This is a genomic window from Chryseobacterium panacisoli, assembly GCF_008274625.1.
GTDB lineage: Bacteria > Bacteroidota > Bacteroidia > Flavobacteriales > Weeksellaceae > Chryseobacterium > Chryseobacterium panacisoli.
The window spans coordinates 1,077,156-1,092,500 of the sequence record NZ_VTRU01000001.1 but is presented as its reverse complement, the minus strand read 5'-3'; the positions used below and the strand labels follow the sequence as shown (position 1 = coordinate 1,092,500).

Genomic DNA, 15,345 nt, shown 5'->3' with positions numbered 1-15,345 from the left:
CAGACTATAATATATAATTTTTAATAATAATTACAATGCAAGAAGGCACCGTAAAATTTTTCAATGAAGCAAAAGGCTTCGGTTTTATTACTCCAGCAGATGGAAGTAAAGATATATTTGTACATTCTTCAGGATTAAACACAAGATCAATCCAGGAAAATGATAAAGTCGTTTTTGATGTACAAAAAAGTGATAAAGGTTTAAATGCTGTTAACGTTAAGTTGGCATAATTAAAATCTTAATTGCATAGATGTTAACTTAACATCCTTTGACATGTCAAGTCTCATATTTTTATATTATTTTCAATTCAACATCCATACACTTTAGTATCTGGATATTGTTTGAAAAGACATTGATGCAAGTAGATTATTTTTTATTTTCATGATGTTCATAAGCCTCTTACTTTATGTGAGAGGTTTTTCAGGGATTCAGGGAGATTGAGGTCTGAAAATAAAATATGCAGACTTGATATACAATTGTTACCGTGGTAAGTATAACTGCTGTAAATATTTTAATTCCCTAAAAGGTTCAGGAATAATATGATTGTTATCAATAATTTTGATGAGTACAAGGCTCTTGAAGGACAGATGATTGGAGATTCTGCCTGGCATATGATAGATCAGGATCAAATCAACAGATTTGCAGATGCTACTTTAGACGATCAGTGGATCCATACAGATAAAGAAAGGGCGGAAAAAGAAGGCCCTTTTAAATCAACCATTGCTCATGGTTATCTGACATTATCATTGATTCCCTATCTCTGGAAGCAGATTGCTGATGTCCGCAATGTAAAAATGGAGATCAATTATGGAATCGAAAACCTTAAATTCGGAGATGCTGTGCCGGTAAACAGTGAGGTAAAATTGCAGGCAACGGTAAAATCAGTAATCAACCTCAAAGGAACTGTAAAAGCAGTTGTTGAAGCCAAACTGCTCATTAAAGATCATATAAAACCTGCTTATACGGGTGATGTGGTTTTTCTTTATCATTTTTCCTGATGCAAAAATTACTCTGCTGATTTTTAACGGATAATGCTCCAAAGCATGAAGAGTCATATCTTTTCCGGTTCCGAACGGCGTATTTTGGATTAATCCTGGCTATCTAATGTTCAAGATTTAAATGTTTTTTAGCACCAACTTCTTTTCCATATCCGAAAAACAGGTTTGAGAGGTCTTTTCAAATATAATGATTGGCTGCAGAATAGATCGGGTTAGTAGAATGGAATATTTTTACCCAGAATAATATTTCTTTTTATGGTTAAAATCCCGTGTTCCATTACCGGTTTTACGATTCCGGAACCTCCTCTGTTGGGTAACTGAATTCTCCTGTTTTGGTTTAAAAGCGGATCATCATCAAAGAGATATTCATCCAGATAATATTCCTTTCTTGAAGGTTCCTTTACCGTAACGTGAATATGTTCAGGCTCACTGCGGTCAGGATACGATGCAGGTCTGAATGTATAGAAGGTATATCTGCCATCTTTTCCTGTCTTCACCCATCCTCTGAAAATTCCGTGACGTTTGCCCCAGCCGGTTTCATTACCTTTGGTCTCGTAGATTCCTTGCCGGTTGGTATGATAAATGTAAATGATAACATTTTCGGCGGGTGTTTTTCCATCCTTTTTTAGAACAGTTCCCGTGACTTTCAACTGAGGTTTGTTGAGATGAAATCCGGGAAGAGTATCAACGGTAGTTAACCGCTTATTTTTGTATTCAAAGATGGCTTCACATCCTTCACAAGGCCCTCCGGTCTGTTGTTTGTTTTGTCCCTGACATGATGTTAAACCTGACATAATCATGCCTACCCATAATGTCATAATTCTGTTGTTAAAATCCATAGTTTGCCGTTTTAAGTTGATTGTATAGACAAAATTATGGGCATGAAAAAGAATAGAAAAATAAAGTGTTTTATCCTGATGAATTGATATTGTGACCCGATGACTTCATATGAAACTGCTTTTTAAATTCAGCCGAATAAGTTCTGCTTAGCCTCACCATACTTCCGTCTGTAAGTTGTAAATCATAGTCTCCGTTCAGACGGGATTTGAAAGAAATTACCTTTGAAAGATTCACCAAGGTAGATTTATGAACTCTTACGAAAGCTTTTGAATTCAGCTTTTCATGCATAGATTTCAGCGTTTCAGAATGCAGGTACTTTTTATCTTTAACATGAATAGAAACATAAGGTGTGGCAGAAGTAATCTGTATAATATCTTCTACCTGAATGATCACATTATCTTTACCATTATTAATGACAATTGCGGGCTGTGTAGGTTTTATTTCTGAGGAAACATTTACTTGCTGAGGAATTGAAATCAGTCTGAAGCTCCATACAAATCCTGTATAGATAATAACCAGTGTATAGGAATCATGAGTTACTGTATAGGAAAGAAACTTAAACAGATCATATTGCCAGTGAAAAAAGAAAAATGAAATGCCCGCAGCAATACCGGATAACATGAAAATATGCAAGATAATAGCTGATACAATAAGAAATATAGTTTTGCTAAGTCTGGTTAATGTATTGCTTTTTAATTTTTTATACACGATCATTAACATCGGGATATAGAGAAACCAAACCGTTTTAAACAGGAGTGATTCACTGAAATAAAAGCCGTAGCCATTTCTTTTTGATTCCAGGAAATCCTGAAAAATGGTCAATCCCACTACAAACAGAACCGCTCCCGAAAGCAGTATCAGCAGCTTTCTTATGCCTGGAGCAAAATTCCATTCAGTTTTAATATTCAAAATTGGATGTGTCATTTGGGAATCAATTCATTATGTTTTTATTCTCTATCAAATTTAACAAAAACATTATTAATAAGTTATCGGAATCAGATCTTGATTTTACAAGATTTTCAAAATAGATCTCCGGCAAATATCGGAGATATTTGCCGGAGATTCACTTACAATGAAAGCACTATTTTACCCAATAAAGGTCGGTCGCGTTTTGAATCCTCTATTCTCTGATGGGCTTTTTGAACCTCCTCAAGAGGATATACACTGTCTATAACGGGTTTTACCTGTCCGGTTTCTATCAGTTGGGTAATATGATGAAGCTCATCTCTGCTTTGTCTGGTAAAAACAAAATGATACGTTGCATTTTTTTCCCAGGCATGGATGAGGTTTTGTGGCTGTGCAATGTCAACCAGAGTTACTACTTTACCATAATCAGCTAAAGCCAGAGGGCTGTCTGAGAGCGTATTTCCTCCAACCGTATCGATAATGACATCAACACCTTTTCCTTTAGTATGAGTTTGTATTTCTTCAACCCAATTTTCTTTATGATGGTCAATAACTACATCCGCTCCAAGATGCTGAAGCTTTTCGTGTAAAATGCTCTGTCCTGTTGTGTACACATAAGCACCTAATGATTTAGCCACCTGTATGGCGAGTGAACCAACCCCTCCTGCACCTCCAAGAATGAGAATGCGGTTTCCTTTTTTTACCTGAGCCCTTACTACAAGCATTTCCCATACCGTTCCTCCAATAAGCGGAATCGCAGCGGCTTCCTCATAGCTGAGATTATCAGGCATTCCTGATAATGTGGACTCGTCCGTAAGATGATATTCTGCATAACTGCCCGGCCCGCCAAAACGTGGGGAATAATAAACCTTATCACCGGGTTTCCATTTTTTTACAGCTTCACCCACGGCAACAACATCACCCGCAATATCATGGCCGGTCGTGATAGGTAATTCAAATTGAGATGCGTAGTCTCCGCGTCTTACCTGATAATCCAGAGGGTTTACCGAAGTTGCTCTCACTTTCACCAATACCTGAGAAGGTTCCGCTATAAAAGGAACGGGACTTTCCGCTGCCTCCAGAACTTCCGGTCCGCCGTAGTTTTTTATGACAATTGTTTTCATAATTACATATTTTGCTTACTTTTTAATAATTTAAAACCCGCATTCACTATTGAGGCAGTGTTCCCATAAATTCAAATATTTCGGCACCTATTTCTTCAGCGTTGGTTTCCAGAGCAAAATGTCCGGTATCATAAAATTTTAATTTTGCAGCGGGAAGATCTTTTTTATAAGCTTCAGCTCCTGCAGGTAAAAAGTAGGGATCTTTGCTTCCCCATACCAATAACATCTTTGGCTGGTATTTTCTGAAATATTCATGAAATTTGGGATATAAAGCTACATTGGTTCTGTAATCTTTTACTAAGTCCAGCTGGATCTCTATATTCCCCGGTCTGTCAAGGAATTTCTGATCGAGTGTATAGGCTTCCGGTGCAATGATTGAAGGGTCAGAGACACCATGATAATATTGAAATTGGGTAGCTTCTTTAGAAACAAAGTCTTTCAATGCAAGACGATTTTCCTGTGAGGGGTCTTTCCAGTATTTCTGTATAGGATTCCATTCCTTGCTTAATCCTTCTTCATAGGCATTCCCGTTTTGTGAGACAATACCGGTGATCTTTTCTGGATTGTTCATCGCAAGGCGTAAGCCTACCGGAGCACCGTAATCAAAGATATAAACCGCAAAACGCTTCATTCCCAGTTGGTCAATAAATGTCTGTACCGTTTCTGAAAGATGATCAAAAGTATATGAAAACTGTTGATGGTCCGGAGCATCAGAATAGCCGAAACCTGGTAAATCAGGAGCTATGACGTGGTATTTTTTACTCAGAATAGGAATCAGGTTTCTGAACATATGTGATGAAGTAGGGTATCCGTGCAGTAAAAGTATTGAAGGAGCATCTGCTGGGCCTGATTCTCTGTAAAACAGGTTTAGATCATTGACCTTGATGTTTCTGTAGTGGATAGGGTGGTTTTCCATGATGTGATTGTTTAAAGTTAATTTTTTTTGGGCCATGGTCATATTGCTTATCAGTAAGCAAACCGACAGGGCTGCAATGAATTGTCCTGAAATTGTTTTCATCTATTTTTTTTGACAGTTCAAAATTAATACAGATATTTGATTACTGGAAACGATTAATTATAATCAATACAATCACTTTTAATGATTAATTGAAATGAATATAAACGATTTGAAAATATTTGAAGCCGTGGCAGAAAGTGGAAGTTTTACAAAAGCCGCTTCCACAATGTTTACCGTTCAGTCCAATGTTACGGCAAGAATAAAAAGCCTTGAAGATGAGTTTAAGACTCAGCTTTTTTCACGTACATCTAGGAAGGTAGAGCTTACTTCTGAAGGGATGATCCTGATGCAGTATTCTAAACAGATTCAGCATTTGGTGGAAGAAGCAAAGAACAATATTCTGAGCGGTGAGAATATCAGAGGATGTCTGAAAATAGGTTGTATAGAGACAACAATGGCTTTGAAAGTACCCGGGATCCTCAATACTTTTGATGAGAAATATCCCGGTATTGAGCTGGAGTTTAAATCTGATACAAGAGATGCTGTACTTTCCGGAGTTCTAGATTACAGGCTTGATGCTGCTTTTGTTTCTGCTCCTGTAAATGCCAAAGGACTGGAGAAAATCTGTATCAAAGAAGAACAGCTTGTCATTCTTACCTCATCAAAAGGCCCGAACCTGCCAACCCTGATTGCGAATGAACCCCTGAAGATCGTCGTATTTGACGAGGGTTGTATTTTCAGGGAAAGATTAGAATCGTGGCTAAGCCATAAAGGAATTCTGAATTATAAAAGTACCACCCTGAATTCTATTGAGGGTGTGATCAACTTCGTGGAAGCAGGTTTGGGAATCAGTATTCTGCCGGAAGAAATTGTTTCCAAATATTACGCAGGAAGAGATATTAGGACCTATGGGCTGAATAAACAGTTGGGAACCATGAATACTATTCTTGTTTTCAGAAAAGACGGACCGCAGTCCAAAGCTTTGCAGTGCTTTATTGATATGCATGCGCAATTATTATGATCTATTACAATTTGTTTTTGATTTCAGGATGCGTAATTTCTTTGTTATAGAGCAGATTAACTACATTTTTTATGAAATCCTCCTTTTTAATCCGTTCTCCATTGGTATTATAAGCGATGGAGAGATCTGCCTCTTTATTATAGATGAGAATAGTGTGTGATCCTAAGGTATCGCCGCCATGGCCGTAAAATGTAATGCCATTAAAGTCCCAGATTGCCATTCCTCTTCCCCAATTTTCCTTTCCCAATACAGGTTCCATCAGTTTCAGTGTTTCTTTTTTCAGAATGACATTATGGAATAAACTGTTGATGAAAATATTCAGATCATAAGGGGTTGAAGAGATATCACCCACGCCGATTACATTGAGAAAGTCTATTTCCTCTTTCAACATACTCCAGGAATTGTTTTCATAACGATAAGGCAGGAATATGTTTTTTTGATTGGCTTTGAAAGGTATTAAATTCTTTAACCGGAGAGGATTTATAATTTCTGATTGAACGATCTTGTAAAACGATTTCTCATATTTTCTTTCGAGAATTTTCGTTAAAAGATAATACGCAGAGTTAGAGTAGGCCACTTTTTCACCGGGCTCAAAACTCTTTCCCTGTTTGATGATCAGATCCATTATTTCTTTGTCATTCACTTTTCCGGTAACCCATACTTCTCCATCTTTCACCACATAGCTTCCCAGCCCGCTGGTATGTTCCAATAGATTTTTAATGGTCATTTTATCAGAATTGGGAATCTCCGGATAAAACTCTGAAAGTTGAGTATTGAGATTCAGTTTGTTTTTTTCAATTAACCTGAAAATTAAAACGGCTGTAATCATTTTGGTAACAGAGCCTACCTGATATTTAGTATTCTTATTATAAGTTAATTCCGGGATATTTTTTTGTCCGAAATTTTTAGAATAAACCTCTTTACCATTTTTAAAAATAGATAAACTGCCCACTCCCAGATTATTCTTTTCAATATAACTGAAATAATGATCTAATTTTTCCGGGTTGATGGTTTGTGAAAAAAAATAATTGGAAATAAGAAGAAGCAGTAATGTAATTTTAATATTCATGATGAGTCTTTGTGGGTTAGTCATTCATAAAACAACCTTATGGGTAAGAATATTACATAGTATGATATTTCTGTCCTCCAAAACTCACTTAAGTATTTAAAGCTCTTATGGTTTTGTTTAAAAATTAAAGATCCTCAATTCGCCTACAAAGCTCTGCGATTAGACTACAATTTCAGGAAACAGGCTTTATAATTTTGCTTTGTCAATAAAACATTTAAAATTATGATACAGCAAAATAGAATCTGGTTTATAACCGGAGCATCAAGAGGGTTCGGACGTATCTGGGCTGAAGCAGCGTTGGAACGTGGTGATAAAGTAGTGGCCACTGCAAGGAAAGTGGAAAGCATCGCTGATCTTAAGGAGAAATACGGTGATAATGTACTTACTTTAGCACTGGATGTTACCCATCCTGAACAGGTAAAAGAAGCCGTACATAAAGCCCATCAGCATTTCGGAAAACTGGATATCGTACTGAATAATGCAGGATATTCGCTGGTAGGAACCATAGAAGAGGCGGGTGCAGACGAAATCAGTGCTTTATATGAAACCAATATTCTGGGGCCTGTAAGTGTCATTCAGGCAGCGTTACCGATTATGAGAGAACAGGGATACGGGCATATTCTGGGGACATCAAGCAATCTCGGACATGTTACATTGCCTGTCATTGGGTATTACAGTTCTTCCAAATGGGCTTTTGAGGCCATCCATGAGAGTCTTGCAGAAGAGATTAAGCAGTTCGGAATTAAAGTAACCATTATAGAACCTGGGGCCTATGCTACAGAATTCGGAAGTCAGGATTCCTTGAAATTTTCACAGAATATGGAGGTGTACAATGACTTTAAGACAGAATTTATAAAGACCATTCAGTCTTATGAGCAGGGAGATCCTAAGGCAACACCGGAAGCACTCTTCAAAATGGTAGATGCTGAAAATCCGCCGTTGCGTTTCCACCTGGGAAGCCATAACCTTCCTTTGGTGAAGTCTGTATATGCAGAAAGAATCAATCTTTGGGAAGCATGGGATGAAGTTTCCAGCGCAGCGCAAGGGTAATAACAAACTGTTACAACCGGTTATAAAACTATAGCCGGTTTTTCGTACCTTTAAAATACCATTTATGAAAAAGACAGATCAAACTCCGTTCAAATTTGAATCGTTATCAGAGGCCAGCCAGTTTTTCGGACTGCCAAAACCGAAGCATCCTCTCATTAGCTTAATGAATGGGGCGCATAATCTGGTCGCTACTGATAAATTGTCTCAAAAACATGTTCTGAGTTTCTATAAGATATCCTATAAACCAAAACTGGATGGCAGAATAGAATATGGACAGGGCTACTACGATTTTAATGAAGGCGGACTGCTGTTTGCAGCACCCGGCCAGGTGATAGGAGGGAACGGGAACAGTGATACGGTCTGCTCTCAATATTCTTTGCTCATTCATCCTGATTTCTTTTTAGGATATCCCATCGCCAGGAAGATCAGGCAATATGGCTTTTTCTCCTATTCCACAAAAGAAACCCTGCACCTTTCTGAAGAAGAGAAAAATACAGTACTTTCAATTTTCAATTTTATTGAATCTGAACTCAACAGCCGTATTGATGATTTCAGCCATGATGTGATGATTTCTCAGATAGAACTGCTTCTGAACTATGCCAACCGTTTTTATAAGCGCCAGTTTATCACCCGTAAAGCAACCAGCAGTACTCTTCTGCAAAAATTTGAAGATTTGCTGGACGGGTATTTTAAAGATGAAATGTCTCTTAATAAAGGAATTCCTACGGTAAGTTATTTTGCAGAAAACCTCCATCTTTCACCCAGTTATTTAAGTGATATGCTGCGTTCCTTAACGGGGCAGAGTACCCAACAGCATATTCATGATAAACTGATCAGCCAGGCCAAAGAAATGCTTTCCACCACCAGCCTGTCTGTGAGTGAAGTGGCATATGCACTGGGGTTTGAGCATTCCCAGTCATTCAGTAATTTATTTAAAACCAAAACCAAGCTTTCTCCTTTAGAGTTCAGGAAGTCTTTCAATTAATCTTTGCGGTATATGAGCTGCATTAATGGTCAAGTCTGTAAATAAATTCCTCGATCTCGGTTTGTCTCTCATTGGCAAAGCCTTTATCTGTACCGGTTTTTACAAAACCACAGTTTTCCAGTACTTTCTGTGAACCCAGATTGTCAAAGGCTACCCGTCCGAAAATAGGTCTTGTGGTTTCAAGGGTAAGAAAATCTTTCAGCGCTGTGGTGGCAACCCCTTTTCCCCAGAAAGGCTTATCAATCCAATAAGTGATTTCTGCATCACCTTCCATGATAAACTTCGCAATACTTCCGGCGATTTCATTATCGGCGATAATCGTTTGGTTGTTGATGGCAGGATCAGCCAGCAATCTGGTGTATTTGGCCAGATAAGCTTTTTTATCGGTGGAATCTTTTGAAGTAAAGGCTGCGAGATGTCTGGCTTCATGATCAAGCTGAAATTCAAAAAGAACATCCAGATCAGCCACTACAGTTGGTCTGAGCTGTATCTCATAGGTACTGTTTTTCATTTGGAATGGTGTGTTGGTTGATCTTCAAATATAGAATTTATTTGAGCTTTCTATATAGTAATCTAATCTTTAAATCTGAGAAAAGCCAGAGACTTTTAAAATCTTAGGTGTACTTATTCTACGCAAGAATATTCTCTGAAGCTTACTTAAGTGTTTAAAGCTTTTGTGACTTTTGTGGTTTTATTTTACCACAGATCTCACAGATTTTCACAGATGTTTGTGGTTTTATAATCCTTACCCCCTTCAGAAGTCCCTCGAACCACTAGGAAAAGGGTCTGGACCCTCTTTGATAAGGGTCTCGAGCCCCTTATGTAACCCCCTTCACTCCCTTATAGAACCCCCTATACCCCCTTACCCAAGGGGGTAGATACCCTTACTTAACAGGGTAGAGCCACTTGATCAAGTGGGTAGAGGCTGTTCGGAAGTCCCTCGAGGGGGTATGATAAGTGGCTATAGCCACTTTGATAACTGTCGGAAGGTGGTTTATATGTTCTAAGACACATTTTTATGAGTGTTGATACATATTTATCTAAGTGTCTGCAGACAGTTTCTCAAGGGCATAGAGGCTGTTTGGAAGAACCTGTAATGGCTAGAGAACCAGCTGAAGCTATTTCTGTAAGTGGTTCCGGACACTTGAGTAAGTGTTGCCAATTAATTTTTAAGGGGGGGTAGGAGTTTTATGAAAGCGCTGAACCAGTCTGGTTAATAATATTCAAATACTCTTTCTGTTTTTTGTTGTATTGCTCCCTGATCATTTACTAATTCTTCATAAATGGAGTTGGCTTGCGGATCGAGTTTTACATTTTTATAAATGAGCTTAGATTTTTTTTGCTTAATGGCATCTTCGAGAAGTGTTTCACTTCTCATTTCATTGATGTACGTGTAGAAAATAGTGCTGTTAACTGGGGTTTCAAAGAAATTTCCGGTTTCTTCTGTTTTTATAAGACGGTTATTTTTGTCAAAATAAAACAACTTGCTGAGGGATAGATTGTGAGCAGAATCATTTGAAACTCTTTTGTACAGAGAATCCGAAACTTTTTCAAAATAGCCTGTAGTTTCTATCTTCTTATTGCCAGGATTAAAGGCTTCAAAATAGCGTTTGGCTTTGTCCTTAGAATGGTAGGTAATGATTTTATTGATAGACCTTTCCTGAGAAGGTCCGCTTCCGATAGCATTGTAATATTCTATTTTTGTCAGAAAACCCTCTTTGTCATAATAGGAAATGTTTTTATAGGTGTTCTCCGGTGAATAAGTGATGATCTCTGTGATGGTTTTGGGATGCCCGAAATAGTTAGAAAACTTCAGATCATTAATGATAGATTTTTCCTGACCACTTACAAGAGCATACAACAGAATAAACAGATAGCTAAATTTTGTTTTCATATGGTAAGTGTTTGAGAGTTCTACAATTTCAGATAAGTCTCAAATATAGGTAACTCTCTTCAATATTGGAAAATGGAACAGGTTTTTGTGAAGAAAAATATATTAAAGAATAGAATTATAATGTATAAACGTAATGTCCTTAAAACCAAAATGGTGAATAGAGAAAAGTCAATAAACTCATATCATGATTTTTATATTTTTTTTCAAAAATTATATGGATATAAATTCATATTTTTACAGTAAGTGAAAATATAGTAAAAAAATATGATTAATAATTTAGATGATAATGTGAATGAAAAAGAATTGTTAGAGATTATTAACGGTGTCGAAAATGATGAGATAGAGGAAATTCAGCCTTTTGATCCTGAAAAGATTTCAATTGATACTAAAACAATTACTATGGAAGCTTGCTTAAGAAGATTGGAACAAAAAACTATAATTCTTAATCCTGACTTTCAACGAAATGAGGTTTGGACTGATGATAAAAAATCAAGACTCATAGAATCTTTGATATTAAAAATTCCATTGCCAATGTTTTATGTATCTGCTGATGAGAATAATATTTTTTATGTCGTAGATGGCTTACAAAGATTAAGTACTATTCGAGATTTTATACTAGGTAAGAATTATCTAGAAAACAACAAAGCAAATTTAAAAGGACAAGGATTTAAGTTATCAAACCTGGAATTTTGGGGGAAAAATTTTAATGATAAGATTTTTAATGATTTACCTATTCATATATATAATAGGATATTAGAAACTGAGTTTACGTTTACTGTTATTAATCCGGGAACACCTGAGGATGTTAAAAGGAATATTTTTAAAAGAATTAATACTGGTGGTGAGCCACTGACTCAACAAGAAATTAGGCATGCTTTATATACTGGCCCATCTACAATATTTTTACAAACCCTTTCCCATTCTAAAGAATTTTTGAGTGCTACAGATAATTCTGTTAAATCTTCAAGAATGATGGACAGGGAGTTGATTTTAAGAGCTCTGGCTTTTACAATACGAGATTTAAACTCTTATCCTAAAAATAATGATATGGATACGTTTCTAAGTGATTCAATGAGAATTATTAATGTTTTCAATAAAAATGAATTAACTAATCAAGATGTAAAATTTAAGCTCTCTATAAATAATGAAGAGTTAATTGAAACTAATTTAGATTTGATTGAACAAAAATTTAAGATTTCTATGAGAAGAGCTAAAGATCTTTTTGGAGAGCATGCTTTTAGGAAAAGCTATCCTGGTAAAAGAAGAACACCAATAAATAAAGGATTATTTGAAGTATGGTGTACTTTATTATCAAATATTAATCAAAAGCAATTTGATCTTTTGAAGAAGAATAAAAAACAATTTATGAATGAATATAGTGAATTGCTAAATGATTATAATTTTATATTTGTTATATCTCGTGATAGCCAAAAGTACATTAGTGTTAAGAGCAGATATGATAGATTAAATAACTTACTCTTAAAATTTATAAATGATTAAAAGTATTGTTTTATCGGGATTCAAATCCTTTTTAGAAAATTATATTGAATTTGGAAATCTAACACTATTAACAGGTTTAAATAGTTCAGGGAAAAGTTCAATAATTCAATCATTATTAATGTTAGAGAAAGCATATTATGAGAAAAACAATATTTTACTTGAAAATCATGGTAATGTAAAGGAATTAAAAAATCCTAATCAACAAGGCTCAATCTCTTTTACAATAGAAGATAGTAACACGCGAAATATAATTGAAATCGATGATAATGATAACTACAAGTTGATTGGTGAAAAAATAATTGATTTTCCACAAATACTGTACATTTCAGCAAATAGATTCGGGCCAACAAGCATAATTCCAATTTACAATAATTCATCGATAAAAAATAAAGTTGGTAAGAATGGAGAAAATCTAATTCAATTTATAGACTTTTATGCAGACTATATTCTTAATGAATCTTTAAGACATTCAAATGCCGAAGGAAATACATTGCTATTTAACATTAAAGCTTGGCTAAGTATTATATCTCCAAATGTGAAATTTGATTATAAATTAGATAATAGAAGTGATAGTTCTTATACACTATTTAATAATCATAGGTCTACAAATGTTGGATTTGGATTAAGTTATTCTTTAAGTGTTATAGCTACTTTATTAATAGGCTCTTTGCTTAAAAATTGTTTGATAATAATTGAAAATCCTGAAGCTCATTTGCATCCTAGAGGACAGGCTGAATTAGCTAGACTAATTTCATTGTGTGCAAACCTTGATAATCAAATTATAATTGAAACACATAGTGATCATATTTTTGATAATATTAGAATATGTAGTAAGGAATTTCCAGATTTTTATGATAAGGTTAGACTTCACTGGTTGGAACTAAATGAATTTAACAATACAAAAATATCCTCACCAAATTTAGATAAAGATGGTAAATTAGACAATTGGCCTACAGGATTGTTTGATCAATTTGAAATTAACGCATCAAAATTATTTTAATATGTTTTATTCATTTAATTACTGTTTTGAGCAAATATTTTCTGAAGATCAATTAAGACAATCTTTTACAGAATCTATCAAAGAATATCAACAATTGGAGGCCAAGTTTCCTGACTATATTAAAGGTATTGTTACAGACATAGAGCCGATAAAAATTAAAACTAGTAAATGTGGAAATTTATTTGATCTCATTTTAAGTCTTGAAAGAGAGCATAAAAATTATGCTCTTAGAAATTTTACAAAATTTCCAATTGAAAATTTTTATCCTGATCTTGATCTAGGTTTAGTATTAAGTAATAATTATGAAATTAAAGTAAATAGTAATTTTTATGATGGAACATCAGCAAAAATTAATCACATTTACGATGGTTCATTGTTTTCACTTGCCTTACATGAAGATTTGAAAAAAGATCAAATATGTATTCATGAAAATAAAGTGGAAAAAGATTATATTGATAATCTGTATGGTTTCGTTGGTAACACAGAATACAATATTACTAGCATTAATAAAAAAATCAGCAATAGTAAAAAAGGTTTTGATAAATTATTAACTTTATTTGAGGAACCTATTTTTTTTCAAGCTTTTCAAGATGATTATGAATTATTAAGTGGTGATTGTCAGAAGGTAGTATTTGATAAATTAAATATTGCTAAGAGTAGAGGGTTACCAACGGCTTTTTCTGCGGATAAAGATTTAATTAAAGACGTTACACCAGATAGTGAGGACAAAATTAAGATCTTTGAGCTTAGAGTTTTTGATCCTGTTGCTTTAAGATTATATTTTTACGAAGCAGGAAAGAAAGTTTATTTAGCTTCTATAAGAAAAAAACCACCAAAAAAATCACAAGCAAGAGATATAAATACTGCTAGATCATCTATTAAAGAGTTAATAAAGTTGGGCAAATAAATTATACAAATATTTTTATTCTTTGTATAAGAAATTTTACTGGTAATAGTTTCATAGAAATTTTAAACTTCAACATAAAAAAATCCCAACTCTCGTCAGGATTTATTATATTGTTTTCGTAATCTATATTCCAACCGTCTTAAAGAAGCTGGCAAGCGTTAAGTTCTTAGCATGGCAAATTCGCATGATTGTAAGAAGAGCAATTTGATAATTTTCATCGTCTTTTATTCTTCGGACAGTCTTTTCATCAATATTATGATCTACTGCAAATTTGCTGTTATTGTTCAAAGGGATAACCCATTCATCCCTTATAAATTCAACAATTTTTCTATTTGCTTCTGTCATAGAAACAAATAAATTACTTATTCTTATAAAAATCTCGGACTCAAGTCCGAATGTTTGTGATTTTTTACTACATTTATAAAAAAATACAAACATGAAAAAGGCAAGTACATATTTTGAACCTCAGCTATGGAAAGGAGGTAAGAAGCGTTCCGGGTTACAGCTGATGGAGAACTTTTTCCGGTTCAATGATCTGGCAGTTTCCAAAGAGAAGTTAAACAGCATTATGAGTTACGCCGTAAAGCGAAACAGCTGGATCTATGAAGATCCGTCGGTAGTCTTTCAGTTTCATCAGGCGGTACGGTCGTTTGTCCGTGCGGGCTACCTCACCCATTTGGAAGGAAAGAAATGGGTGGCTGATCCTGCGGTAGAAAATCCTTCTCCATTATTTCTCGGCCTGCTTTCGGAGAAAGAATACCATAATCCTCTGCTGGTCTTTAAAAAAGCTTTCAAAGAATACAGCGTCAATTATCGAAAGTTAACTTTAATCATAAGTTACTCTTAAAGAATAATTTAAAAGCTTGATAGCCAGTCTTAATTTTGATAATCAGATTACGATTACAATAAATAAGTTTAATGTTATAATTCATAATATCCGTATTTATACGGATGTTTTTATATATAATTTTTCACGAAATTTCTTGCGATAATTTGCATTTTACGGAAAACCGTATTTAATTTTTTTAAGACTTAAGTATTTTTGATAGTTAAGCACAATTATCAAAGATCTAGATTATGTGAAAGTTATAAT

17 protein-coding genes are annotated in these 15,345 nt (G+C 34.8%); 9 read left to right on the top strand and 8 right to left on the bottom strand.

Annotated elements, in window-relative coordinates:
- Nucleotides 1-35 precede the first annotated feature (35 nt).
- Both FW781_RS04945 and FW781_RS04940 read left to right on the top strand, forming a co-directional pair.
- Nucleotides 36-230, top strand: a complete 195-nt coding sequence (locus tag FW781_RS04945; protein ID WP_077418640.1) for a cold-shock protein — start codon at nucleotides 36-38, stop codon at nucleotides 228-230.
- A 309-nt stretch (nucleotides 231-539) separates the two neighbouring features.
- A complete protein-coding gene (locus FW781_RS04940; protein WP_149386395.1) occupies nucleotides 540-998 on the top strand; it encodes a MaoC family dehydratase in 459 nt (152 codons plus the stop codon).
- 212 nt (nucleotides 999-1,210) lie between these two features.
- Here the strand turns inward: FW781_RS04940 and FW781_RS04935 are convergent, their stop codons facing one another.
- The 4 genes from FW781_RS04935 to FW781_RS04920 form a co-directional block, all read right to left on the bottom strand.
- A complete protein-coding gene (locus FW781_RS04935) occupies nucleotides 1,211-1,837 on the bottom strand; it encodes a dioxygenase family protein (RefSeq protein WP_228720140.1) in 627 nt (208 codons plus the stop codon).
- 70 nt (nucleotides 1,838-1,907) lie between these two features.
- The gene (locus FW781_RS04930) at nucleotides 1,908-2,762 is read right to left on the bottom strand and encodes a LytR/AlgR family response regulator transcription factor (protein ID WP_149386394.1); all 855 of its coding nucleotides are present in this window, start codon (nucleotides 2,760-2,762) and stop codon (nucleotides 1,908-1,910) included.
- A 143-nt stretch (nucleotides 2,763-2,905) separates the two neighbouring features.
- On the bottom strand, nucleotides 2,906-3,868 hold the full coding sequence (locus tag FW781_RS04925) for a zinc-binding dehydrogenase (protein WP_149386393.1): 963 nt from the start codon (nucleotides 3,866-3,868) through the stop codon (nucleotides 2,906-2,908).
- A gap of 46 nt (nucleotides 3,869-3,914) precedes the next feature.
- Complete coding sequence (locus FW781_RS04920) at nucleotides 3,915-4,784, bottom strand: alpha/beta fold hydrolase (RefSeq protein WP_228720177.1); 870 nt, start codon at nucleotides 4,782-4,784, stop codon at nucleotides 3,915-3,917.
- Nucleotides 4,785-4,980: 196 nt separating this feature from the next.
- Here FW781_RS04920 and FW781_RS04915 point away from each other — a divergent pair, with 196 nt between their 5' ends.
- Complete coding sequence (locus FW781_RS04915) at nucleotides 4,981-5,847, top strand: LysR family transcriptional regulator (protein WP_149386391.1); 867 nt, start codon at nucleotides 4,981-4,983, stop codon at nucleotides 5,845-5,847.
- Nucleotides 5,848-5,851: 4 nt separating this feature from the next.
- On the opposite strand, the gene FW781_RS04910 is transcribed toward FW781_RS04915, so the two are convergent.
- The gene (locus tag FW781_RS04910) at nucleotides 5,852-6,916 is read right to left on the bottom strand and encodes a serine hydrolase domain-containing protein (protein WP_149386390.1); all 1,065 of its coding nucleotides are present in this window, start codon (nucleotides 6,914-6,916) and stop codon (nucleotides 5,852-5,854) included.
- Nucleotides 6,917-7,138: 222 nt separating this feature from the next.
- Here FW781_RS04910 and FW781_RS04905 point away from each other — a divergent pair, with 222 nt between their 5' ends.
- Nucleotides 7,139-7,966: an SDR family NAD(P)-dependent oxidoreductase gene (locus FW781_RS04905; protein ID WP_149386389.1), complete on the top strand. Its 828-nt coding sequence runs from the start codon at nucleotides 7,139-7,141 to the stop codon at nucleotides 7,964-7,966.
- Nucleotides 7,967-8,030: 64 nt separating this feature from the next.
- Nucleotides 8,031-8,951 carry a helix-turn-helix domain-containing protein gene (locus FW781_RS04900; protein WP_149386388.1) on the top strand — a complete coding sequence of 307 codons (921 nt, stop codon included), beginning with the start codon at nucleotides 8,031-8,033 and terminating at the stop codon, nucleotides 8,949-8,951.
- 22 nt (nucleotides 8,952-8,973) lie between these two features.
- Here the strand turns inward: FW781_RS04900 and FW781_RS04895 are convergent, their stop codons facing one another.
- Nucleotides 8,974-9,462 (bottom strand): GNAT family N-acetyltransferase, encoded by a 489-nt coding sequence (locus FW781_RS04895; RefSeq protein ID WP_149386387.1) that lies wholly within the window; start codon nucleotides 9,460-9,462, stop codon nucleotides 8,974-8,976.
- A 702-nt stretch (nucleotides 9,463-10,164) separates the two neighbouring features.
- The gene (locus FW781_RS04890) at nucleotides 10,165-10,845 is read right to left on the bottom strand and encodes a hypothetical protein (RefSeq protein ID WP_149386386.1); all 681 of its coding nucleotides are present in this window, start codon (nucleotides 10,843-10,845) and stop codon (nucleotides 10,165-10,167) included.
- Nucleotides 10,846-11,109: 264 nt separating this feature from the next.
- On the opposite strand from FW781_RS04890, the gene FW781_RS04885 reads away from it, so the two are divergent.
- From FW781_RS04885 to FW781_RS04875, 3 genes are read left to right on the top strand one after another with little or no spacing between them, the layout of a single operon-like run.
- On the top strand, nucleotides 11,110-12,345 hold the full coding sequence (locus FW781_RS04885; RefSeq protein ID WP_149386385.1) for a DUF262 domain-containing protein: 1,236 nt from the start codon (nucleotides 11,110-11,112) through the stop codon (nucleotides 12,343-12,345).
- Nucleotides 12,338-13,345: a DUF3696 domain-containing protein gene (locus FW781_RS04880; protein ID WP_149386384.1), complete on the top strand. Its 1,008-nt coding sequence runs from the start codon at nucleotides 12,338-12,340 to the stop codon at nucleotides 13,343-13,345. Before FW781_RS04885 ends, FW781_RS04880 begins: the two co-directional genes overlap by 8 nt.
- 1 nt (nucleotide 13,346) lies before the next feature.
- Entirely contained in the window at nucleotides 13,347-14,252 is a 906-nt protein-coding gene (locus FW781_RS04875) for a hypothetical protein (protein ID WP_149386383.1), read from the top strand.
- A 123-nt stretch (nucleotides 14,253-14,375) separates the two neighbouring features.
- Here FW781_RS04875 and FW781_RS04870 read toward each other — a convergent pair whose 3' ends face one another.
- The gene (locus tag FW781_RS04870) at nucleotides 14,376-14,597 is read right to left on the bottom strand and encodes a hypothetical protein (protein ID WP_149386382.1); all 222 of its coding nucleotides are present in this window, start codon (nucleotides 14,595-14,597) and stop codon (nucleotides 14,376-14,378) included.
- 91 nt (nucleotides 14,598-14,688) lie between these two features.
- Here FW781_RS04870 and FW781_RS04865 point away from each other — a divergent pair, with 91 nt between their 5' ends.
- Nucleotides 14,689-15,099: a hypothetical protein gene (locus FW781_RS04865; RefSeq protein ID WP_149386381.1), complete on the top strand. Its 411-nt coding sequence runs from the start codon at nucleotides 14,689-14,691 to the stop codon at nucleotides 15,097-15,099.
- The last annotated feature ends 246 nt before the right edge of the window (nucleotides 15,100-15,345 follow it).